At 56.2% G+C, this 22,072-nt stretch carries 18 protein-coding genes; 6 read left to right on the top strand and 12 right to left on the bottom strand.

Going from position 1 to position 22,072, the window contains the following annotated elements:
- Positions 1–98: 98 nt before the first annotated feature.
- From CA51_RS05300 to CA51_RS05270, 8 genes are all read right to left on the bottom strand, one after another.
- Positions 99–605 carry a leucine-rich repeat domain-containing protein gene (locus CA51_RS05300; protein ID WP_145118473.1) on the bottom strand — a complete coding sequence of 169 codons (507 nt, stop codon included), beginning with the start codon at positions 603–605 and terminating at the stop codon, positions 99–101.
- A 114-nt stretch (positions 606–719) separates the two neighbouring features.
- The gene (locus tag CA51_RS05295) at positions 720–1,286 is read right to left on the bottom strand and encodes a hypothetical protein (RefSeq protein WP_145118472.1); all 567 of its coding nucleotides are present in this window, start codon (positions 1,284–1,286) and stop codon (positions 720–722) included.
- Positions 1,287–1,375: 89 nt separating this feature from the next.
- Positions 1,376–1,828, bottom strand: coding sequence for a hypothetical protein (locus CA51_RS05290; protein ID WP_145118471.1), 453 nt, complete (start codon positions 1,826–1,828; stop codon positions 1,376–1,378).
- A gap of 134 nt (positions 1,829–1,962) precedes the next feature.
- Positions 1,963–2,370, bottom strand: coding sequence for a hypothetical protein (locus tag CA51_RS05285; protein ID WP_145118469.1), 408 nt, complete (start codon positions 2,368–2,370; stop codon positions 1,963–1,965).
- Between the two features lie 788 nt (positions 2,371–3,158).
- On the bottom strand, positions 3,159–4,049 hold the full coding sequence (locus CA51_RS05280) for a hypothetical protein (protein ID WP_145118465.1): 891 nt from the start codon (positions 4,047–4,049) through the stop codon (positions 3,159–3,161).
- A gap of 234 nt (positions 4,050–4,283) precedes the next feature.
- Entirely contained in the window at positions 4,284–4,454 is a 171-nt protein-coding gene (locus CA51_RS25655; RefSeq protein ID WP_197451609.1) for a hypothetical protein, read from the bottom strand.
- Positions 4,455–4,635: 181 nt separating this feature from the next.
- The gene (locus CA51_RS05275; protein ID WP_145118463.1) at positions 4,636–5,088 is read right to left on the bottom strand and encodes a hypothetical protein; all 453 of its coding nucleotides are present in this window, start codon (positions 5,086–5,088) and stop codon (positions 4,636–4,638) included.
- A 313-nt stretch (positions 5,089–5,401) separates the two neighbouring features.
- Positions 5,402–6,595 carry an IS91 family transposase gene (locus CA51_RS05270; protein ID WP_145118461.1) on the bottom strand — a complete coding sequence of 398 codons (1,194 nt, stop codon included), beginning with the start codon at positions 6,593–6,595 and terminating at the stop codon, positions 5,402–5,404.
- An 825-nt stretch (positions 6,596–7,420) separates the two neighbouring features.
- On the opposite strand from CA51_RS05270, the gene CA51_RS05265 reads away from it, so the two are divergent.
- From CA51_RS05265 to CA51_RS05255, 3 genes are all read left to right on the top strand, one after another.
- Positions 7,421–8,911, top strand: coding sequence for an aldehyde dehydrogenase family protein (locus CA51_RS05265; protein WP_145118459.1), 1,491 nt, complete (start codon positions 7,421–7,423; stop codon positions 8,909–8,911).
- Positions 8,912–9,033: 122 nt separating this feature from the next.
- Positions 9,034–10,326, top strand: coding sequence for a class II aldolase/adducin family protein (locus CA51_RS05260; protein WP_145118457.1), 1,293 nt, complete (start codon positions 9,034–9,036; stop codon positions 10,324–10,326).
- 142 nt (positions 10,327–10,468) lie between these two features.
- Positions 10,469–12,421 carry a sulfatase gene (locus CA51_RS05255; RefSeq protein ID WP_231746013.1) on the top strand — a complete coding sequence of 651 codons (1,953 nt, stop codon included), beginning with the start codon at positions 10,469–10,471 and terminating at the stop codon, positions 12,419–12,421.
- Positions 12,422–12,526: 105 nt separating this feature from the next.
- On the opposite strand, the gene CA51_RS05250 is transcribed toward CA51_RS05255, so the two are convergent.
- Positions 12,527–13,951: an IS4 family transposase gene (locus CA51_RS05250; protein ID WP_145118453.1), complete on the bottom strand. Its 1,425-nt coding sequence runs from the start codon at positions 13,949–13,951 to the stop codon at positions 12,527–12,529.
- 406 nt (positions 13,952–14,357) lie between these two features.
- On the opposite strand from CA51_RS05250, the gene CA51_RS05245 reads away from it, so the two are divergent.
- A complete protein-coding gene (locus CA51_RS05245) occupies positions 14,358–15,839 on the top strand; it encodes a sulfatase (protein WP_145118451.1) in 1,482 nt (493 codons plus the stop codon).
- Between the two features lie 85 nt (positions 15,840–15,924).
- Positions 15,925–16,833, top strand: a complete 909-nt coding sequence (locus CA51_RS05240) for a hypothetical protein (protein ID WP_145118450.1) — start codon at positions 15,925–15,927, stop codon at positions 16,831–16,833.
- 16 nt (positions 16,834–16,849) lie between these two features.
- Here CA51_RS05240 and CA51_RS05235 read toward each other — a convergent pair whose 3' ends face one another.
- Entirely contained in the window at positions 16,850–17,494 is a 645-nt protein-coding gene (locus CA51_RS05235; protein WP_145118448.1) for a hypothetical protein, read from the bottom strand.
- 705 nt (positions 17,495–18,199) lie between these two features.
- On the bottom strand, positions 18,200–18,475 hold the full coding sequence (locus CA51_RS05230) for an endonuclease domain-containing protein (protein ID WP_145118446.1): 276 nt from the start codon (positions 18,473–18,475) through the stop codon (positions 18,200–18,202).
- Between the two features lie 632 nt (positions 18,476–19,107).
- On the opposite strand from CA51_RS05230, the gene CA51_RS05225 reads away from it, so the two are divergent.
- A complete protein-coding gene (locus CA51_RS05225) occupies positions 19,108–20,565 on the top strand; it encodes a sugar MFS transporter (protein ID WP_145118444.1) in 1,458 nt (485 codons plus the stop codon).
- A 63-nt stretch (positions 20,566–20,628) separates the two neighbouring features.
- Here the strand turns inward: CA51_RS05225 and CA51_RS05220 are convergent, their stop codons facing one another.
- Positions 20,629–22,062, bottom strand: coding sequence for a phytoene desaturase family protein (locus tag CA51_RS05220; RefSeq protein WP_145118442.1), 1,434 nt, complete (start codon positions 22,060–22,062; stop codon positions 20,629–20,631).
- Between the last annotated feature and the right edge of the window lie 10 nt (positions 22,063–22,072).

Genomic DNA, 22,072 nt, shown 5'->3' with positions numbered 1-22,072 from the left:
TTATGATTTTAAAACCCGCGTCATCGGCGGCTCCCGTTCACCGCATGGTTCTGCCATACCCCCGAGGGAGACGTTGGACAATTAGCGTCGAGATGTCGTCAATTGGATTGCACGTTGGGTAGCATTTTGAGTATTTGCTCGCCGCGAGGATCATTCAAAGGTAGCCCCCAAAACTGAATCTTCTCAAGCTGCTGGAGCTGCTTCAAATGCAGTATTCCTTCAGGTGTGAGCTGGCTCTCGTTGACATGCAACTCACGAAGAGCAGGGAACTGCTCAAGTGCTTCGAGGCCATCGCCGGTCACCTGTGTCTGGCTCAACCACAGTACTTCTAGATGTTTTAATTTCGCGAATTCTCGTAAATGTTCGTCGTTCAAGCTTGTGGGCCTGGAGAAATGTAATACCGTGATCCAACCGCGGTCGTCGTCGGTCAACGAAATGGTCGCACCAAGCTGAAGGCACGTCGATGCAATGCGTTCTTCTGTGCGAATCTTCTTCAGGCGTGCCGCCGTCCATGCGGAAACGACGGCGGCAATAAATACCACGATCAGCAACACCCTCAGGGAGAATCGCAACCGCCCTGTCTTGCTCTCGCTTTCGGTTCTCATGGAAGTCGTCGATTATAAATACGGCAGTGGCAGAACGATTGCAAGCACCCGGTCGCGACGAAAGATTGTCCATCGTCAAAACGCCCGACTTCGCGGCTCCGGTGCATTGCGTTGTCATGCCTCGCTTGGCGGCTTGAAGTTCTCCGCATTCTTGGTGAGTTGCATCACGAAATCATGAAACATTGTATTGAACCATCCAACTACATTCTTGCAGTCGTCGATTTCTTGATCGGTTATCTCAAAATCCGCTGAAACTTTTGGATGCATTATCCGGTTGCGAATAGCTACAGCCTTTAGGAACCTATCCCATGGAGCGGCACCAACCTGTAGGTCCATTTCACAGCCAAATAAGCGATTGCAAATCTGGACAGTGAATCTCAGGTTGTCGGGCAGTTTTAGGAATTTCGTTGATGTTCGGACATCGCCGTTGTTCTTGAGGTCATAGGTCTCGTCGGAAAGCATGGCGTATTCGGCGATTGACATGCGTTTCGCACCACGCGGAGCGTGCGCTTTCAGACACGTCTGCTTGAGCAACCAGATTGCCCCTTCGATTGTTGCCATTGTGCTGCGAATGTAAGCCCGCCGCTCAAACTGGCCGTCAGCGGCGTCGAGCAACTGCTCTGCAGCATGTGCGTCACTTAGAAGCACCATCAACGGATCGATAAGGTCACTGAGTTTCATGAGGCATAACGATACGGATCACCCGGTCGGTGCGAGAGATCTTCTATTGTCTAAACGCCCCGACTCGCCGACTCGGGTGGATCCGCTGGTTATCCGCCGTCTGGCATACCACGCTCGTGGTTGTCAACAGAGTAGAATGCTATCCGAAATGCGTAAACTGAGAACATGGATCCAACCACCAGCGATATATTCCACAACATCAAGAGCCATGCATGCACGGCGATTGGCGGAATCGCGAGGTATAGTGCCAGAAGTATTGAAAGGCAGCCCCAGACGTGCAAGAAGCGAAGATGGCGAGAACGATTCAAAGGCATCGCCATGACAAACAAACCGAAAACACCGATAGTGACCAATAATACGACAAGCACTAGATTCTGCCGGAGCGCTTCAGAGTCGAAGCAAACACGAATCGCGTTCCAGAGGTAGGAGGCCGTCACAGCTAGAACAGCGAGGCGACCGGCTATCTCCCAATTTCGTGACGGATCGGTCCCCCCCGCCGCCTTGGTAGCGTCGGAGGCGTATGGATTGATGTTTGTCTCCATGCGTTCGATTCCAGTCGGATAACGTCCCGCATCACGGGGTGGCGGGAGAGGACGTTGATTTCAAAACAGACTGGCCACCGCCACTCCCGTGCATGCGATGGTTCGTCAATCTGCGGCAATGTTGACCGATTGCCTCATTCTGCATTCTTAATCGCATTCGCAAGATCCTCAGCCGACATCTGCACTACAGCACCATTTGCGAAGAGGACCGGACCTCCGGCCTTCAAAGTATTTGGAGCATAGCAAAGGATCGTTGAGGATGCGGCCAGAGACGTTGCATCAGTTCCCCAGACTATGGTGTAGCCAGCGTCCTTGAACCGCGTGAGCTGATCGTAATCTTCTCTTAGGCTTGGAGTGTCTACAAGTTTAAACAATTGCTTCCATTCTGTCGGTGGCTTCTGATAAACCTGCTGAGTGTTGTGGTATAGCAATCCGAAGGTCTTAAGTTCGTCCGTTTCAGACGGCTTTGCCATACCACAACCCTGCTGCAACAGAAGCAACAGAACCAACGCCCGAAGTGCGTAATGAGGAGCTTTTGACATAAGCAATTGCCAGGCAAGTACATTTGACGTGTGGTGGAAAAGGTTGACGAACGGTGGCGATCAGCGGGCCGGGAGAGTTGACTTTCCATTCGTGAAACCTTGCAAGCCCGGCTCCGTTGCATCGCATGGTTCGCACCTAATTCGCTGCGGTGGTCCACAAAGATCGCGATGTTTTAAGAATCTCGTACTCGGTCACGTTTGGTCCACCAGCACATTGTAGCGGTGTCCCGTCGGCGATCCAAATCAGTGCCCCCGATCCCTGCGGAGTGTCGCAGTTGAAACGATCTGGGAACGCTTGTGCCAAGTATGCACGCACCTTTGCATCGTCTTCGTCCAGCAAAGCGAACCGTGGTCTGAAATCAGACAATTTCAGTAGAGACTGTTGAATGAGTGTTTCGGTTCGGCGAGGATAAACTGACCAAGTTACCCAGGGGAGGGCGATTCCAACCACGAATGACGCCAGTTGTTCAGTTGACGTAAAGATCGAGTGCCGATCACGCAGATCGAGAGCGTCCAACGAATCGCCGCCACAATTCGGACAGCGCAGAAACGCGATGTGGTTGCCTTGGTCCTCACTGGCGACACAGAGTTCGCACGACTCCGTGTGGCATGTCGTGCAGCGGAACGCGCGCCATCGCTCACTACGAAGAAGTTCGCCGTAGTGTGTGCTGCAATGCTGGCAAACAGGTTTCATTCTTCAGTGTGCGAACGTCCGAGGTCACCGGGCCGCGGCGAACAACGTTGATTTCAAATCCCGCGCGACCCGCGGCTCCGTGTGCACCGATTTGTTATGCCACCCTATCGTCTGATGAGTTTTGGAATTCAATCCTAAGTTCGTTGGTGACGATGGTGGAAGCAAGTTGTTGCATTGGCTTGTAGAAATGTTCGTTGAGCAACCGTTCTTTGTCCTCCTCAGAAATGTCTTGTCGGTGCGACGTCAAATGGCTGCCGATCTCCCGCGCAATTTCATTAGCTTTAGCGATTGTGGCAAGCTTTTCTTGGTTGGCCTTTTCGTGTTGAATCCGAGCGTCCGCTTCCTTTAAAGCAACGTGGGCTTGGGCAAGGCGATCGCCGTAGCCAGAGCATACAGCCAAAAAATCACCGAATCGATGACGCACAAAGTCAAATACGGATTTAGTGCCGTTGAGAAATGCCTGCCACGACCCTGTGCTGGATGATGCGACGGAGAACTTGGACAGATCAAGTCCATCTGTGATCGTCGTGATACAAACCTGTGGGTCTGTAGCGTCTAGAAACCCGGAAACGGTATTGAACACGTGGCTGAAGTTGTCGAGCACGTCGCCAACCACGTCGAGAGATGGCGTGTCAGTCGGAGATGTAATACAGATCGGCAGGGTAGCTCGGTGAGTCTCAGATAGCACAAACTCATCAACTTTGTCTGGACCAACGTAAAGGGTCACCACAGGGTGGCGCCATGTGATCGCGACGAACACGCCATCGGGTCGAAGAACTTTGGGCATCGGCCCATGAAACATGATCGTCTGCGAAAGCGGACCGCTGATCAGAATTGCCACGGTGAAGTCAGGGTTCTTGAAGGCTGTTACCTCGATCCCGTGGCTCGACATGGGGCCAAACTTGTAGGGTCTTGTGTTGGTTTGCCAATCCGCGTCGGGATGATCCAACCAAAACGTAATTGAGCCTTCACCTTGAAGCGACATTGGGGGCCTCAGTTTTTGGCACAACGGTAACGTTCACCGGGCCGCGGCGAAAGTCATGCAAGCAGAAAAAGCCGCGCGGCCCGCGGCTCCGTGTGCAACGTATTGTTATCCGACGATTGGCAGCAGGTTGATAGTTTGCCATCACAGTCGCACAGGCCTCCGGGCGTACATGTCGGCCGCCATGTCTTTCCAAAGTGTGATGCAAGTCATCCATGCGTTGGAGTTTGTGGAGCATCAGTTCATTGCAGTGCGTTTACGGTCACGCGCAAGACGACGATAGCCATAGAACCCAAAGTTTGCAACGACTGCAATGATAACGATTTCGATGACACCGAGATGCAGCAATTGCGAGAGCAAGGCACCGGCACTTGCGGCAATTGTGAGCCAGAAGAAGAACGAGTTCATATGTCGGTTCCTTGTCGTGTCAGGATTGTTTTAGTGAAATGAGTGGGCAAAACCATCGCGAAGAACTAAGTCGGATAACGTTACGCATCAACGGGCGGCGGCGATGATGGTGCGTTGTCGAAACAGTCACCACCGCCGCTCCGTTGCATGCGATGGTTATCTGGCGTTTCCTGCAACGCGATTATAAATCGACCACATCGTTGCCCATAAATTGAATCTCTAGGGCGTAGAATGCATTATCCGTTTGAACGAAGCGTGTGGCACAGGCACAGACTTGGCAGTCATCTTCGAAGACGATGGGTAAATACGTGAACGTAAAACCGCTTGACCCGTCGAGAGTGTCCATGACGCCACCCAGATAATCGTTTAGGCCCCGATTGGGATGCATCGAAGGTGCATGGATCGTAAGGTCGAGTTTAACCGGTCCGAAGTACCACGCGCGACCATTCATTATTTCTGTTGCAGCGTTGCGCAGTGCAACAAATGATCTGTATCGTGGATGAGTCACGCTGCGGATTGAATGCGAAACGTCTTTGTACGGTGGAAGTCCGTCAACGCGAAACGAGATGCGTTCTCCCGCGGATGGGGCTGGCAATGTGGGCAAAACGCCGGGATCGTATGGGAGAATGTCCATTTGATTGGTATTGTGGTCGGCGTTGGTTCCATCTCAACGTAGTCAGATAACGTTTAAGCTCACCGGTTTCGCGGTGTAGACGTAGATTCTTGTGACGCGTGACGGCGAAATCCGGTGCAGCGTCTGGTTGCACTTTTTAATTTAGTCGAGTGTCAGCGATTCTTAGCTGTTGCTGTCTTTAGAGTTTTACCACTTCGATGGTGCCCCTGCAAACAATTCTGGTCGCTTGTCAGCATGGCGACTGCGTGGTTCGAGTGGACCTTCGGACCGCTGGGTGACGCGAGGTTGGTGTGGGCGAAGTTCTGCAGCAGCTTCATGCGACCTGTCCGGGAAAGCGACGTCGAAATGCGGAGCGGGGCGGACCGCGTCCGGCAGGAAACGGGGAATGTGAAACGAGTGTCGCGCCACATTGTTTGCAGCGCGAGGCTGCGGTGTACCCCGATGCAACGCATCGTTCTTGACACGTCATCCGCTGCTGCGGCAATGGTTCTAACGGCCGAAGTCCCAGGCTTTCGCGGGCAGTGGTGAGCTGACTGTGTTGATTGCCACAGTACAGACCGCTTCCTCGAACCGTTTGCATCCGCCGCGGTGGGACATGTTCGAGCCAGCGTCGAATGAAGCTTTCAACCGGCAACTGCGCGATACCTTGCCGCTTCCCGTCGCCCCCTTCCAGAGCGCTCAACCGATATCGAAACTCGACCTTGCCGTCGCGAATTTCCAGCAGTCGAGCGCGGCCCATCGGCCCCCCCTTGATGTACCTCGCCAGGTAGATCGCGACACTCTCGCCACGCAGGTACGCTTCGTGAATCTTGACGTTCCAGGGGAGGCTGCCAACGCTTTGAAGCAAACCCAGGAACCCGGCGGAGCTGAGTTGCGGCGGTAGCCGCAACAGTCTCTTGGCAACCCTCTCGCGGAGAAACGCCCTGAACTTGCCACGAAACTTGATCATCAGCACCTTCCTGGGCAACAGGCACTTCCTTTGCGATTTGCCCCATTGCTTTCGGGGCCCTAAACCTCCTGCGGTGACCAACACATGCAGATGCACATGGACATCGAGCTTTTGATTCCAGGTATGCAGGGCGGCCAAGATGCCAGGCACCGCACCGAGATACTTCGGGTCGGCGAGCAGTTCGTGCAGCGTCTCGAAAGCAGCGTCGAACAACAACTTGCTGAACTGGACTTTGTTGAATCGCCACAACTCGTTGAGTGAATGCGGGACAGTAAAGACGATGTGATGATGCGGCGTGGGAAGCAGTCGTCGTTTCCATCCGGCGAGCCACTGCTCGCGCGGCAACCACGCGCACTGCGGGCAACTTCGGTGCATACAGGAGTTGTAAGCGACCTGACAGACGTGTCCGACTGGGCAGCTGTTAACATGTCCGCCGAGCTCGCGAGTACGGCAATGCCGGACAGCCCAGGCGGCCCGATACATGTCACTCGACAAGCGACGCTTGGCAGCTACCGCATCAAAATGTTGCCTGAATACTTGTTGCAGCGTGATTCCCATCACTCCTCACAACACCTCCCCCGAAGGCCAGTGCAACTATGTTTCTCACCAGGGTATCCCCGGAGGATTGGGTGTTTGGGCTTGTTCTCACTGGTTGCTCCGTGAGAATAGCTTCGTCAGCAGTGGTTATTCTCGCTGGCCGCCCCCCCGTTTGCAACTCCTGGTTGCGCTAGTGGTGCGGTTTCCCGCTAGCACAAGCTTTTTCATGGCTTTGGGTCGCATCTCGCGCAGCCCCCTCCCGCTTCGGACCTGCTGGGAAATTCCCCGGCCCCGATCCCACCGGGTAGGATTCTTTGCGTTGAAACATCGCTTATCGGGGGATACGGATGCCGGAATTTGTTCTGTCGCTGCGCCTAATCGTCGCTTCGCGAACGTCGATCGTATTCTCAGCGGCTTCAGTTGAAGTAAGTAAATCGACAGCCCACTAGCGGCTTGTCGGTTGAATCAGCCGTTTGAGCGTTCGCCTCGGCTCCGCTGCCACCAAACCGGGGCCCAAGCCCAAACGGCTCAATGTAAGGAAGCTCGTTCTGACTAAAACGACAGTCCGCTAACGCATGCCGGCTAATTTGCCTAAGCACAAACAGTTAAAAGCCCTGTCACCACCGGATCAACATGCCGATGAGGGCGAAAGGATGATCCCGTCGATCTCGATCTCCCCGCGAGCCGACGACCTGAAAGCGTCCGATGGGCGACAATTTGCATTGGGGGGCAAGCCATCGCACGCCGAAACGATAAGATGAAGAATCTGCAAAACAGTCGCCGGTGAGAACGAGCCCCCCAAAAGCGACAAAAAAACGAAATCCAATCACTCGCAGGAGTTACCAAATGAGCGTTATGACGAAGTTCGAATTGTTGCCAGCCGTCGAGACATTCCTGAAGCAGAGCCCATTTGCCAGTTTCGTGGGGGGCAAGGATTTCCCTGCGGCTTCGGGAAACTTGATCCCGACAATCGATCCCGGTTCGGGCGACACGATCGCTGAAATCCACGACCTCTCCCCATCGGAAATCGATCGCGCCGTGGAGATCGCTGACGAAGCGTTTCCCGCCTGGGCGGGGCTGTCGCAGCAGGAACGCAGCAGCATTTTATTGCGACTGGCCGACGCCGTCGAAGCGGACAAGGCAATCATCGCACAGATCGAAGCGCTCGACGCCGGCAAGATCCAAGCTCAAGCCGCTGGTGACGTGCAAAACTTCGTCGACACGCTCCGCTATTTCGTTGGCCTCGCCGACAAGGTGGAACTGCGAACCAAGTTGGATGTGCCCGGCCACGACGCTTGGACTTTCAAGCAACCATGGGGGGCGTGCGCGTTCATCTTCCCATGGAACTTCCCCTTCCTGTTGATCGGTTGGGGCATCTCGCCCGCCTTGGCCGCCGGGAACACCGTGGTGATCAAGCCAGCCGAAGACACTTCGTTGTCGGCACTCTATCTGGCTCAATTGGCCAAGAAAGTGGGCGTTCCCGACGGCGTGATCAATGTTGTCACCGGCCGCGGTGCGACGGCGGGTGCCGCGTTGTCGAACAACACCAAGATCAAGCGGATGTCGTTCACCGGATCGCCCGAAGTCGGACAGATGGTGGGCGAAGCGTGTGGCCGCAACCTGGTCCCCGTGAAACTGGAACTCGGCGGCAAGGGAGCTGCTGTGGTCTTCGACGATGTCGACGTCAAGGCGACGGCGGAAGCACTTGTAGGTGCGATCACCTTCCACAGCGGCCAAGTCTGCTGTGACGCAACGCGTTGGTTGATCCACGAAAACGTCTACGACGAATTTGTCAAACACTGCGTCGATCGATTGAAGGAAGTGAAAATCGGGCATCCCCTGGATCCAAACGCTCAGATGGGCCCCGTGGTCAATCCAAAACAATGCCAACGCGTGTTGGGATACCAGGACAAAGGCAAAGCTGGCGGAGCGGAGTGCTTGTACGGCGGCGGAGCTGCCACCGTCGAAGGCTACGAAGGGAATTACGTCAAACCGGCGTTGCTGGCTGGTTCGCTGGACAATGTCGCCGCTCAGGAAGAGATCTTTGGCCCCGTTGCTTATTTGGCCAAGTTCGGTTCCGAACAGGAAGCGATTGCGATGGCCAACGACACGCAATACGGATTGGCCAACAGCGTTTGGACCAAAGACGACGATCGGGCGGCACGCGTGGCTGAATCGATGACCGCCGGCAACAGCTGGATCAACGCCCACAACGTCTTCGCCCACGGCGTCCCTTACGGCGGCGTCAACAAGAGCGGCATGGGGGGCGGCGTGTTGTCGATCGAAACGCTGATGGACTACTACCGCAGCACCTCGGTCGTCCGTCCCTTGGGATAGGCTCCGAAAGCAGGATAGGCTTCCCGCCCGTCCGTAAAATGCAGACGCGGCGGGCAACGTGCCCGTCGCGACGCGGCGTCAGATCAAGGCCCGGATTACGCGAACTTGGAAATTGCTGAACCATGAATACAACTCGAGCCCTTGTTCATCCACGCGATGAGATCATGCGGACGATGGATCGCATCTACCGCTACCGGATGACAACCACATCCGGCGGCAACCTCTCGATCCGCGATGCCGATGGCAACATCTGGATCACACCGGCTCGAGTCGACAAAGGGAATCTGACTCGCAACGACATCGTCTGTGTCGCAGCCGATGGCAGCGTCGATGGCTTGCATCCGCCGTCGAGCGAGTTCCCGTTCCACAAAGCGATCTACGCGGCGCGGCCCGATATCGGGGCGATCGTTCACGCTCATCCCGTCGCTTTGGTTGCCTTCAGTATCTGTCAGCAGACGCCCAACACGCGGTTGTTCCACCAGGCGCACAGCGTTTGCGGCAAGATCGGTTTTGCACCGTATGCCTGTCCGGGCAGCGAAGCGCTTGGCGCGAGTATCGCCAACACGTTTTCCGAAGGTTGCGACAGCGTGATCTTGGAAAACCATGGCGTTGTCGTCGGCGGGGATTGTTTGGCGTCGGCGTTCAAGCGTTTCGAAGCGTTTGAATTTGCTGGCAAGACGCTGATCAAAGCGAATCAGTTGGGCGAGCTGCGATTTTTGAGCGATCCCCAATTGGATCAAGCCGCTCAGCGTGGCGTCGATTTCCAATCGTTTGATCCCGGCGTCGCATCGGCTGACGAACGTGAGCTGCGCCGACAGTTGTGTGAGTTTGTTCAACGCGGCTGTCGGCAACGACTGTTGATCAGCACCGAAGGCAGCTTTTCGGCCCGTCTGGATGGCGATGCGTTTCTGATCACGCCGACGCAGAAAGACCGCGAACTCTTGTCGGCGGAAGATTTTGTCTTGGTCGACGGCGATCGACGCGAGTCGGGAAAACTGGCCAGCCGCGCCGCACGTGCGCACCAAGCGATCTACAAGCGACATCCGCACGTGCAAGCGATCGTGTTCGCGCATCCGGTGAACGCAACCGCCTTCAGCGCGACCGATGTCCCGTTTGATGTCCGCACGATTCCCGAAAGCTACGTCTTTCTTCGCGACGTGCGACGAGCGGATTACGGCGTTCAGTACGGATCCGACGGTTCGATCGCCGACTTTGTCACCTCCCGCAACCCGGCAGCGATCCTGGAAAACGATGGCGTCCTGGTGACGGGCTCGAGTGTGCTGGATGCATTTGACCGATTGGAAGTCCTCGAATCGACAGCCGAAGCGGTAATCAATGCCAAGAGTATCGGAGCGGTTTCGGCGATGCCCAAACGCGTGATCGACGAGCTGTGCGACGCGTTCAATCTGAAGTAGGTAAGAGGTGATCTCGCGGAGACATTGAATTAGTATCGCTTGTTAGAATAGGCAGGCTGGTTCAACGGATCCTTTCGCCGCATCGGCGTCGATGATTCGTCCTTCGCTCTTTCCACGTGCCGCCTACATAAACAGGTTTGTTGTGATTCTGAATAAGATCTCGCTCCCTTCGCTGTTGTTTTTTGCTTGTCTTGCGGGCGGTATGTTCTCGCCGAACGGAGATCTGTTGGCGGCGAAACCGAATGTCCTATTCATCCTGGCGGACGATCTGGGGTGGAGCGACACGACGCTCTTTGGCACCACCAAGTTCTATAAGACGCCAAATATCGAGCGGCTGGCGGCTCGCGGGATGACGTTCACTCGCGCCTATTCCTCCAGTCCGCTATGTTCGCCGACGCGAGCCAGCATCCTGACGGGCCTGAGTCCGGCGCGGACGGGGATCACGACGCCCAATTGTCATTTGCCGAAGGTGATCCTTGCGGCCGAAGCGACTTCGACCGGCCCGCCTCATCTGAAGGCGACGTCTCCCAATTCGGTCTCGCGTCTAAAGACCAGCTACTACACGCTTGCGGAGATGTTCAAAGACAATGGTTACGCCACCGCCCACTTTGGGAAATGGCATCTCGGCAGCGCTCCCTATTCGCCTCTTGAACATGGCTTCGACATCGACGTGCCGCACTGGGCAGGCCCCGGTCCCGCTGGCAGTTATGTCGCTCCCTGGCGGTATCCCGATTTCGATCCGCAGACGCCCGATGAACACATCGAAGATCGGATGGCCTCCGAAGCTGTGACGTTTATGGAACAGAACCAGCGGCGACCGTTCTTCTTGAACTATTGGATGTTCAGCGTGCACGCTCCGTTTGATGCGAAACAGGCGTTGATCGATCGATACGCAAAACAAATCGATCCCAAAAATCCTCAGCGAAGTCCTACCTACGCTGCGATGATCGAGAGCATGGATGATGCGGTCGGCACGCTGCTGGACACGTTGGATCGTCTGAAGATCGCCGACAACACGATCATCATCTTCGCTTCGGATAACGGCGGTAACATGTACAACCAAGTCGACGGCACCACGGCGACCAGCAACGCGCCGCTGCGTGGTGGCAAAGCGACGATGTACGAAGGAGGCGTCCGCGGGCCGGCGATCGTGGTGCAGCCAGGTGTTGTCGCGGCCAACTCACGCAGCGACGAAGTGATCCAGAGCAGCGACTTCTACCCGACGCTGCTGGAGATGTTATCGATCGAAAAACAGTCAGATCAAATGTTTGACGGAATCAGCATCACACCGGCGCTGCAGGGCGGATCGCTCGATCGCGACGCGATCTTCACCTACTTCCCTCACAGCCCTCCGATTCCCGAATGGTTGCCACCTGCGGTCAGCGTCCACCAGAACGATTGGAAACTGATCCGCATCTTCCACAGCGGTGAAGCGGGAAAACACCGCTACAAACTGTTCCATCTTGCGGAGGACATCGGCGAACAGCACGATCTGTCGGCAAAACATCCCGAGCGGGTGCAACAGATGGATGCGTTGATCGAAGCGTTTTTGGTCGACACCAATGCGGTTCGCCCGCAGCGAAATAAGCGATTCGATCCGTCGCAATACCGTCCGCGGATGGAAGGGATGGGAAGGCTGAAAAATACAGGAGGCAAGCAAGCGAAGAAGTCAGCCAAGCCACGTGGCAAGCCGGTCGCAGGCTGGCAGCCCGATGGCACCTGCACGCTGAAACGTGACGGCGACGCGTTGGTCCTCACCAGCGATGGCGGCGATCCTTATATGATCTACGGCTTGCCCAAACCGGTCTCACAACAACCGTTGACACTTCGCTTTGCTATGCGATCGAACTCCACCGGCCGTGGGCAAATCTTCTGGCGTGAACAAGGTGTCCGCCCGCCTTTCCTGGCAGCGCGAAGCGTGACGTTTGAACCCGAGCACGATGACGCAACACACCAGTATGCTATTGAGTTCACGCCGAGCAGTCCTATCGACGCTGTCCGTATCGATCCGTCGACAGCAGCCGGTAAAATCCGAATCTCGAATATCCTCCTGACCGATCGGGCGGGCCACGTGCTACATCACTTCACGCCATAGACCGATCGACCTAAACGTTTCGATTAACGAAGGAGCCTCGGACCGTGGAAAGAATTAGCGGCGGGATGTAGTGGACGAGGTTACGAGCTGTCGATTACCCACAAGTCATTGGTCTGGTCCGAAGGCTTGCCAGCAGAGGGCGAAGTCGAGCATTCGCCGCGTGCCTCGCCAGATCACTTCGGCTCCCGGCGGACCGTCGCCTTCGCGGTGATTGTAGCCGCCAAGGGTCGCAAGGACTGGGATGAATTGTGACAGCTCAGGAGCTTGCTTTGGAGGAGCCGTCTTTTCCACCACTTTCCAGACCGACTTCCATTCCGCTTCGCTGAAGACGACATCACAGGGAAGCTCTGGACACTCGCGGCCTAAGAAGGTCACAAACATGATCCGCCATGCGATCACTTTGTAAAACATCAACGCGCGGATCAGTCGGTCTCTCGCTTCGAGTTGGATCTCTTCGACCCGGCAGCCAGTTTTGAAAACTCGAAAGAATACTTCGATTGGCCAACGAGCCACATACAAATCCACAATCCGCAGCGTCTGGGCAATCGTGTCGACCGGCAGAGAACTCAGTAACAGCCAGTCGACTTCGGTTCCGTCGCCTGGGCCATCGATTTCGCTCACCCAAACGACACTGATCTCGACCGGCGGCATCGAAGACTGCTTGTTGTGTGGCGCACGAAGAGTCATCCGCTTCGCTCGAATTTCTAACTTCGCAGTGCGTGCTTCACGGCCGGGGTGTTGTTTGTTTCCCGATCCTTTGGTTCGCTCGGGCGTTTTGGGAAGCTGGACTTCGCGGTAAGCGACCGGCTGGGCGGATGCGATTTCGGCACGCATTTTCTTATAAGCCGCAGGCCCGCCATCGGGGTCTTTCTCCGGCAACGAGCGTTTTCGCTGCGAGCGAATGACGAACTGAGCCGGTGTTTCATGCTGATCGGCTTCGACGAAAATGTCGTAGATGTCTCCTTCGCGATCGGCCAGCGAAACGATCTGAGTTTCAGGACATTTTCCGGCGATCTCGCAGGCCTTGCGATAACCATCGAGCCATCGTTGCCCTTCGCCGGTGTGTAGGGGTTGGCCTTCTCGCTTCTTGCTGGTGCCGAGCGCTTCTTTGTCGCGATCGTAAAACTTAACACCGACCACCCCGAGACAAAGTTTCTCTGGAGTGAAGGCGATGTGGGAATGATCGTAAAGTCCACGGCGGCCTAAGCGATCGAGATTACGGACGCCTTCGGGCGGATGCGCGGTGTAGTCCAGTTCGGTGGTATCTTGTGCGATACAAACGGTGTCTTGGGCCTTGATTCGTTGGAGTGTCTTTTCAGCGTGAGCCCCGAGAATGGCTTCGGGATCGACGTTGGGGTTATCGAATAGACGGTAGGCGGCTTTGGTTTCGTCCCAGCCACTGCAAGCTTCGTTGATACTGGCCGAAGGGTTGGCCGCCAGCGAGGCGAGCAACGCTTCGGCTCGATCGTTGAGACGTTTGTCTCCAAGTTGAATATCTTGAAATTCGTATGCGATACTGGTCGGTTGCATGCTTTCACCTTAAGATTTCATTGTGCAAAATGAAATACTACAAGCGCAAATACCGTGCCAAAACGAGCTGTTTTTGCGACGACTTGTGGGTAATCAGCAGGAGGTTACGAGTCCCAGCGATTTGGTCTGATGCAAAAGGACTCGTAACCTCGTCCACTACGCTTCGTTGAACAGTATTTCGTTTAACCGCGGTCCCAGCGGGCCGCGCGTCCCTCGAAAACGCGGGGCGTTGCCCACGCGGTTAAACGAAAAAAAACGTTGGGCCGCGCGTCCCTCGAAAACGCGGGGCGATGCCCACGCGGTTAAACGAGAAAACACTGTGCTTGCGGGCGAATGCCAAGCGCCGGATAGAACAACCTCCGCATGCCAACCGCATGCGAGGAGCAAACCAAGACGGAACAAACAGATGAAACAGACAGTCATTCTACTTTGCGTAGCGCTGGCGACTTCGGTCGCTACGGAAGCCGCCGATCCGCCCAAGCCGAACGTGTTGTTCATCGCGATCGACGATCTAAACGATTACATCTCGCCGCTGGATAATCAGGCGGGCGTGAAGACTCCCAATTTCGAACGGCTTGCGAAACGGAGCGTGACGTTTGCCAACGCCCACTGCGCGGCACCGGTCTGCCACGCGTCGCGCGTGGCCACGATGACCGGCGTGCATCCGATTAGCTCGGGACTCTACAACAATCTGTTTCGGGCACACGGTCCGCGTTGGCGCGACGAATCGCCAGCGTTGAAAGATGCGGTTGTCTTATCCCAACACTTCCGCAATCACGGATACCACGCGGCCGGCGGTGGGAAGATCTTTCACACGTTGCAGTGGACTCGCGGCGATTCGCAGAACGATCCCGACGCCTGGGACGCCTACCGCGGCGATCCTCTGGATCCGATCTCCGCCGACTGGCCGCGGCCGCGGATCATCCCCGACGCGCGAGCCGGCATCTCGCCGGGACGCCCCGTTGGCGGCCGCAATCTGTTTGGCGCACAACCGCTGTTGGTTCCCGATGCACAAACCGGCGACCATATGGTTGTCGATTGGGCTGCCCAGCAACTGAATGCCAAACACGACAAACCTCTCTTCCTGGCGGTAGGATTGTTTCGTCCTCACATCCCGTTTGAAGTCCCTAAAAAATACTTCGACATGCACCCGATCGATCAGATCACATTGCCGGAAACTTTGGACAATGATCTCGACGATGCCCGAGTTCCCGAGCGACAATCGTGGCATCGTTGGGTGATAAAAAATCGATTGTGGCGCAAGATGATGCAAGGCTATCTGGCCAGCATCAGCTACACCGATCATCAGCTCGGGCGGTTGCTCGATGCCTTGGATGCTTCGCCGATCAAAGAGAATACGATCGTCGTCCTCTGGAGCGATCACGGATTCCACATCGGCGAAAAACAGAACTGGGAAAAGTTTTGCCTGTGGGATCAAACGACCCGCGTGCCGATGTTCATCCACGCCCCGGGAGTGAGTGCCGATGGCCAAGCGACTCGCCAACCGGCGACGCTCACCGACCTCTACCCTACGCTGTGCGAGCTGGCTGGTTTGCCGATCCCGTCGCAGTGCGATGGGCTCTCCTTGGTTCCGCAATTAAAAGATCCGGGGCGGAAGCGAGATCGGTTGTCGCTGACGTCGTACGCCTTTGGCCCCGAACCGTCGCATGCGGTCTCCGATGAACGCTATCGCTACATCCGCTACGACGATGGCTTTGAAGAACTGTACGATTTGGAAAACGACCCGAACGAATTCACAAACCTCGCCTCGTCGGAGGCGCATGCAGAAACGAAAGCTCGCCTTGCAAAAGGCCTCCCGAAAGTAACCGCTCCACGCCGCGAAATCCCCAGCGATTCGAGATACAATCTCCGCAGAACAAACAACTAACGCGCAAGCGGATCCCACCATGAATCTCCCGAAACGAACTCGCGTGCAAACTTGGATTGCTGTGCTTATTGTCTGCAGCGTTAACATGCAAACATCGATCGCGGAGGATCTGATCACGATCGACAACGGATCGATCAAAGTGGGCATCGACCGCGAGAAAGGAGCTGCGATTACATGGTTGTCCTCTGCTGGATATCCTCGCAACCTCGTCAACATTGCCGATCCGGGACGGCTGATCCAACAATCGTATTACGCCGGCCGCGTGATCGACCGAACTGCCGATGGACAGCACAAGTCCTGGAGTCCGTGGTCCTGGAATCCGATCCAGGGAGGTGGCGTTGGCAGCGTGAAAGGGCAGGGGAGTTGGGCACGCGTGACGGTGTTTGAAAAACGTGAGGATGGGTTGTATTCCGAAACCATTCCCAAGCTGTGGGACATGGCCGACGAAGAGGCTGAAGCGGTGATGCGGCAGTGGACGACGATGGAATCCAACATGCCAGGCGTCGTCCGCGTGCGATGCGAGTTCCAAGCGATGCGTCGCGAAGGGGATCGCTGGGGCACCGCGAGAATGAATCCGCAGGAGGTTCCCGCTTGCTACTTCACTCGCAACTTCGCTGACGTGCGAAGCTATCTGGGATCGGGAAAATGGCGCCCCGAGCATCAACGTCCGGGGCCGCCCTGGGGCAAGGCGTCGCCGCCAAGGCAAGCGATGGCGATGTTCGAAGCCTCCGGGCAGGGTGTCGCACTGTTTTCACCCAGCGCAACGGAGCACTGGAATTTTGGACCGCATGCCGCGGGACTCAGCGACGATCCAACGGCTGGCCCCTGCATGCATGTCGCGCCGGTCTCGCGAGTCCTGATGGGCCCGAAATCGATCTATCGATACCGCTACTGGTTGATCGTCGGCAACGAAACGGAGATCGCCGCGCGACTCGATACGCTGTGGAATCTCTACGCAACCGAAAAAGCGGAACTCATCGAGTCACCGCAGTAAGACGACCGAGCGGCAGCTACTGGCTGGCCGAAGCGACAGCGGGCGTGTCGGGCGTGGTGTCGATTTGAGGTTGCGGCCGGCCGATCAGGACACGATTCATTTCGGTAATCGAGGGCGAGATATAATCCCAGCGAACGCGGTAGCCTGCCGCGTGCATACGGTAGGTGCGATCGACGTCGATGGCGACATCAGCCCCTAGGACGTTCTTTAAACACTCCGGTGCTGGGTGCAAACGATGTTGTCGGCAGCATGGCAGGAGTGCAACGGTACCTCGCAGCGAGATCGCATGGGCGATGCACTGATCCGTTTTTGCACCGCAGGCATGGACACCTAAAATCGCGGTCCCCGAATCGAGATGGTCCATGGCTCGTTTCAACGGAGCTTCGACGTAACGAATCTTTGCCTCAGTCCAAGGGGCAACCGCCTGTGCCGCGGCGAGGATCAGATCAAAACTCGGCGGACGCACTTTGTCCAACAGACAAACGTCTTCGACATCCCGATCGAACATGGCGAAGAGGATTCCAACCAGCCCGTGTCCGCAGCACAAGTCAGCCACCGATTTGCTGCGAATCCGATTTCGCACGCAGGCGAAAAATTCAAAACTCTCCAGCACCTCTTTGAACGGCAACGCCTGACGCTCGCACAATTCTCGAGCGAACACCGAAGACAGATAGTCGCCGGGAAACCATCGTGTATCGGATTGTCGAAGTCGATCTCGGCAGGACGCCTTCTTCGCGAACTCTTCCGAATTGAATTGCTTCAGGTAGCGAAACGGTGGATTGGCTTGAACAAGTAGGTTGTTCGATGGGTCTAACATAAGTCGGGGCAGTCGCCGGGGAGAGTCGCTTAGAATTTGCCAAAGGCAGTGGCATCAAACCGCCATCATACGCGAAAGTCGATTTGAGGTGGCCTTCAGGATTTCGCCGTACCTTGGTGCATTTGTGAGAGCCAGTTTGCTGGGGAACGGAAGTCTCTCACGGAGGCACCAAGGCACGGAGTTTGGTTGCAGGCTAAAAGCACATGGTAAAAAGTAGACGGATATTTCAGCTGATGTAGATCAGTCCTGTCGAGAGGGAGACTGCTTCGCCGGGCGGGGGTGTGGGCTGCTGGCGGTCGCAAGGTGGGCGCCATCCTTTACCCTCCGCCAAACGCAGTTTGAAGGGGAGGGTCGAACGAGCGAAGCGTTGTTCGGGGAGGCGAGTTCGTGCAAATCACTGTCGTTCGATACGACAGTAGGGCCTCCCCGAAAAACTTGCTAATCGCTCGTTTTTCGACCCTCCCTGCTTCGCCGGGCGGGTGAAGTGTGGGCCGATACCCCTGGACCAAGAAGGAAGCATGGCGAGCTCGTCGAAGCGTTTGACGCGAGTCACAACCTGCGTTGCTTAGGGTGATTGACGCTTTTCATTCCCGCCCCCGTTGCTTTGCGATTTTTGAATTCGTACGGCAGGTTTAGTTTACAGGCAATCGCACGCGCTACCGCTTCTGCATCCTCTTCAACCTCCTTGTCGGTAAAGCGAATGGTTTGCCAGCCCAGTGATCGGAGGTGTCGTTGACGTCTCAAATCTTCATCCACGACACCGTCGTGGTATCCGCCGTCGACTTCAACGACCAGCATCTTTTGCGGACATGCAAAATCGACCACAGCTTTCGTCGAGTGAGTTAAGGTAATCGTGCGACTGCATCGCTGAAGCTTTCTCGCGGTAAGAGCGAGACGCTTAGGCCTGTTGCCGCTCTAACTCATCATAACCGTGGTGTCGCCATACAATAGAGTTAACATGCTCATGTTGCATAAATCCGAACCCGCAGTGTAGCTCGGGTAAAAAGCACGAAGCAGTTTCTTTTTGACTAGAAGGTGTCAGCCTTCACCCTCCGCCAAACGCAGTTTGAAGGGGAGGGTCGAACGAGCGAAGCGTTGTTCGGGGAGGCGAGTTCGTGCAAATCACTGTCGTTCGATACGGCAGTAGGCCCTCCCCGAAAAACTTGCTAATCGCTCGTTTTTCGACCCTCCCTGCTTCGCCGGGCGGGTGAAGTGTGGCAGCCTCAATTTTAGGCGTTCTAGACGTCCTTCTCTTCGCTCCTGGCAATTTGCACGTCCACGTGGTGCTCCGGTAGAGCAAACGGATCGTGATCGAATAGACTGTGGACTCGTTCGGGCTGTCTCGCGATGGCGGCGAGCGGATTGGAAACGATGCTGGCTCTCGCGGGCAATATGTCGGCGCACTGGGTGAGCTAAGGAATCGCAGAATTATTAGCTAGGCGGATACAAGATACTCAATGGATACATCAGCTTCATCGCTCGCCGATCGCGAGCCGTCGGAACTCGCCAACGACCAGCCCGCGGTCGTTCCACGCCGCTACTTGCTGGCGTTCATTTTGACGACCTGCTGTTTTTCGATGTGGGGATTTGCCAATGACCTGACCAACCCGCTGGTGAAGGTTTTTAAGGAGGTCTTCCAGATCAGCAACACGCAGAGTTCGCTGGTCCAGTTTGCTTTCTATAGCGGCTACTTCACGATGGCATTACCGGCGGCGTTTTTCATTCGCCGGTTCTCCTACAAAGGAGCGATCATGGTCGGGTTCGCGCTCTATGCCGTCGGCGCGTTGATGAGCATCCCGGCCAGCCTAAATACCAATTTCTGGATCTTCATCGCCGGCTTTTATGTGCTCACCTTCGGATTGGCGTTTCTGGAAACCAGCTGCAATCCCTACATCTTGGCGATGGGCCCCGCCGAAACGGCGACGCGGCGTTTGAATCTAGCTCAAGCCTTCAATCCGATCGGATCCTTGACCGGCATGATCGTCGCCTCGCTGCTGATCGCCCCCGCCCTGAACATCGGTTCGTTTCGCGACGCTGTCGAAAATCGCGATCCCGCCGCGGTGCAGTACCTGCACGCGGAGTATCCCGACGGGCTGCCCGATTTCGCCACGGAGTTTGGCGCATTGGATAGCGCTGCCAGCGCGGGACTGAAGAACATGAAAGCGACAGCGCCGGAAGAGTTCCTGGCGATCCAAACGCACGACCTGGCCGTGGTGCGAACGCCCTACGTCGCGATCGCTGCCGTCGCGTTGGCATTTCTGGGCCTGTTTGCGGTCGCCAAGATGCCCGATTTCCGACAGCCCGAACCGGACGCCCCCTTCTTCGAGATCGTCGGCCGATTGCTGGCCCGGCCGAATTATCGCGAAGGGGTGATCGCGCAAGCGTTTTACGTGGGAGCCCAGATCACGTGTTGGACGTTTGTGATTCACTACGGCATGGAACAGGTGGGGCTGACGCTCGCCCAAGCTCAGAACTGGAACATCGCCGCGATGGTGATCTTCTTAATCAGCCGATTCATCTGCACCTTCTTGATGCATTACGTTAGTGCCGGCCGACTATTGGCGTTGTTTGCGATCGCGGCGGTTGGTTTCACATTGGGAGCGATCCTGTTGCCGGGCAAGACCGGCCTGATCTGCTTGGTCCTCGTATCGGCCTGCATGTCGCTGATGTTCCCGACGATCTACGGGATCGCGTTAAAAGATCTTCCCGAAGAGGAAGCCAAGCTCGGGTCGGCCGGGTTGATCATGGCGATCGTCGGCGGCGCGGTGCTGCCGCTGTTGCAGGGCAAGTTCATCGACGAGCTAGGCGTCCGCAGCTCGTTCTACTTGCCCCTGATCTGTTTCGTCGTGATCGCTCTGTTTGGCATCCGCACGTTCACCAAGTTCGAACGCCCGGACGTCGCAACAGACCACTGATCCTCGCAACGCCCATAATCCTTGCGGTTGTTAGAACACCGCAAGGAGACCTATAGCCGTCGCCTACGCCGGGGCGGCTTCTTGTTTCATCAGGCGTTGGTCGACGTCGTTGGCGACGATCACGCCGTAGTTGATCGCTCCCAACCAGCCGCTCATGATGATCCCGACGCTGCCGGCGTGGTAGAGTCCGCCGATCTGTTCGGGCAGCTTGCGGCTGACCGCCAGACCTTCGAACTTGGTGCCAAAGCTGGCGCCGAGTTGGTGTCGAGTGTAGTGATTGAAAGTCCGCGGCGTGGCGGCTTCGACCCAGTCGATCTTCTCGCGAACGTTGGGGACAAACTTGTCCAACGCGGCGACCGTCGTCTCGATCAACTCCTGCTTGCTCGCTTCGTACTGCGTCTCGCTCAGTCCCGACCAATCCTCCCAGCGAGCGTTGGTGCTGCTGACGACCGCATAGCGTCGCTTCCCTTCGGGGCGTGTTCGCGGGTAATAGAAGCTGAACGTGCGGCTGGTGATATCGCGGCTCAGCAACGCTTCGGTGCGGAACAGCGGGGCGGTGCTGGTGAACAACAGATCGCCGCACGATTCATCGATCTCCACACCCGGCTTCATCGCCATGTAGACCTGCGTGCTGCTGTTGTTCAAGCGAACCGCTTCGGCTTCTTCGACAAACGACGGATCAAAATGTTCGCTGCCGACCATGTTGAAGATCGTCGATCGCAGATTGGAATTACTGATCACCGACTTGGTACGGATCGTTCGGTTGTGCACCTCGACCGATTCGACCTGCCCATTTTTGACGTTGATCTTATCGACGGGGCAATTGATGCAGATGTCGACGTTGTTCTTCTTCAGCTCCTTTTGCATTCGAGCGATCAGGTCCTCGGTTCCCCCTTCGTAGATGAAGACTCCCTTGGACATGAAGTTCGAAAAGACGATCCCGTAGGTCAGCGCGGGATCTTCCAGCGTCGAACCGTTGGCGTAGGTGATCGGTTCCATCAGCAACCGGATCACATCCTCGCGGCCGGGGAAAAAGCGATCGAACAATTGACGCGTGGTCGTCGTTTGATCGTCGTAGAAGTTCATGCTTCGGGCGGTGTCGAAGAAGCCTTCGACGGCGGACTGTTCGACGGCAAACTGTTCGGTCAGCAGTTTGGTGAAGTCCTTGCGATTGAAGGTCGTCGTCAACGAGAACATCGGGTTTTCGAAGCGGACGTTTTTCAGTTGAACGATCCGATCGGAGATGTCATCGTTCCAATAACGCTTGCAGCTTTTGATCATCCCGGCGGGAAAACCGTGCAGCGAGATATCGAAGATATGCCCTCCGGGACGGCGGAACCAAGTCGCCAGCCCGCCTAGTTTGTAATGCTGTTCCAACAGCAGAACGCGATGGCCATGGCGACCGAGGATGTTGGCGGTGGTCAGTCCCGCAAGTCCGCTGCCGATCACGATCACGTCGTATTCATCGGCCGCTTTGGCAAGAAAGTCTTTGGGCATTGGGCTTATA

It is taken from the genome of Rosistilla oblonga, assembly GCF_007751715.1.
GTDB lineage: Bacteria > Planctomycetota > Planctomycetia > Pirellulales > Pirellulaceae > Rosistilla > Rosistilla oblonga.
Note: the sequence above shows the minus strand (reverse complement) of the source record. Positions and strands in the feature narration are given on the sequence as shown.

What these genes read in the sequence shown, in the direction of transcription:
- CA51_RS05300 (WP_145118473.1), bottom strand. Translation starts at nt 605, where the DNA reads ATGAGAACCGAAAGCGAGAGCAAGACAGGGCGGTTGCGATTCTCCCTG.
- CA51_RS05295 (WP_145118472.1), bottom strand. Translation starts at nt 1,286, where the DNA reads ATGAAACTCAGTGACCTTATCGATCCGTTGATGGTGCTTCTAAGTGAC.
- CA51_RS05290 (WP_145118471.1), bottom strand. Translation starts at nt 1,828, where the DNA reads ATGGAGACAAACATCAATCCATACGCCTCCGACGCTACCAAGGCGGCG.
- CA51_RS05285 (WP_145118469.1), bottom strand. Translation starts at nt 2,370, where the DNA reads ATGTCAAAAGCTCCTCATTACGCACTTCGGGCGTTGGTTCTGTTGCTT.
- CA51_RS05280 (WP_145118465.1), bottom strand. Translation starts at nt 4,049, where the DNA reads ATGTCGCTTCAAGGTGAAGGCTCAATTACGTTTTGGTTGGATCATCCC.
- CA51_RS25655 (WP_197451609.1), bottom strand. Translation starts at nt 4,454, where the DNA reads ATGAACTCGTTCTTCTTCTGGCTCACAATTGCCGCAAGTGCCGGTGCC.
- CA51_RS05275 (WP_145118463.1), bottom strand. Translation starts at nt 5,088, where the DNA reads ATGGACATTCTCCCATACGATCCCGGCGTTTTGCCCACATTGCCAGCC.
- CA51_RS05270 (WP_145118461.1), bottom strand. Translation starts at nt 6,595, where the DNA reads ATGGGAATCACGCTGCAACAAGTATTCAGGCAACATTTTGATGCGGTA.
- CA51_RS05265 (WP_145118459.1), top strand. Translation starts at nt 7,421, where the DNA reads ATGAGCGTTATGACGAAGTTCGAATTGTTGCCAGCCGTCGAGACATTC.
- CA51_RS05260 (WP_145118457.1), top strand. Translation starts at nt 9,034, where the DNA reads ATGAATACAACTCGAGCCCTTGTTCATCCACGCGATGAGATCATGCGG.
- CA51_RS05250 (WP_145118453.1), bottom strand. Translation starts at nt 13,951, where the DNA reads ATGCAACCGACCAGTATCGCATACGAATTTCAAGATATTCAACTTGGA.
- CA51_RS05245 (WP_145118451.1), top strand. Translation starts at nt 14,358, where the DNA reads ATGAAACAGACAGTCATTCTACTTTGCGTAGCGCTGGCGACTTCGGTC.
- CA51_RS05240 (WP_145118450.1), top strand. Translation starts at nt 15,925, where the DNA reads ATGCAAACATCGATCGCGGAGGATCTGATCACGATCGACAACGGATCG.
- CA51_RS05225 (WP_145118444.1), top strand. Translation starts at nt 19,108, where the DNA reads ATGGATACATCAGCTTCATCGCTCGCCGATCGCGAGCCGTCGGAACTC.
- CA51_RS05220 (WP_145118442.1), bottom strand. Translation starts at nt 22,062, where the DNA reads ATGCCCAAAGACTTTCTTGCCAAAGCGGCCGATGAATACGACGTGATC.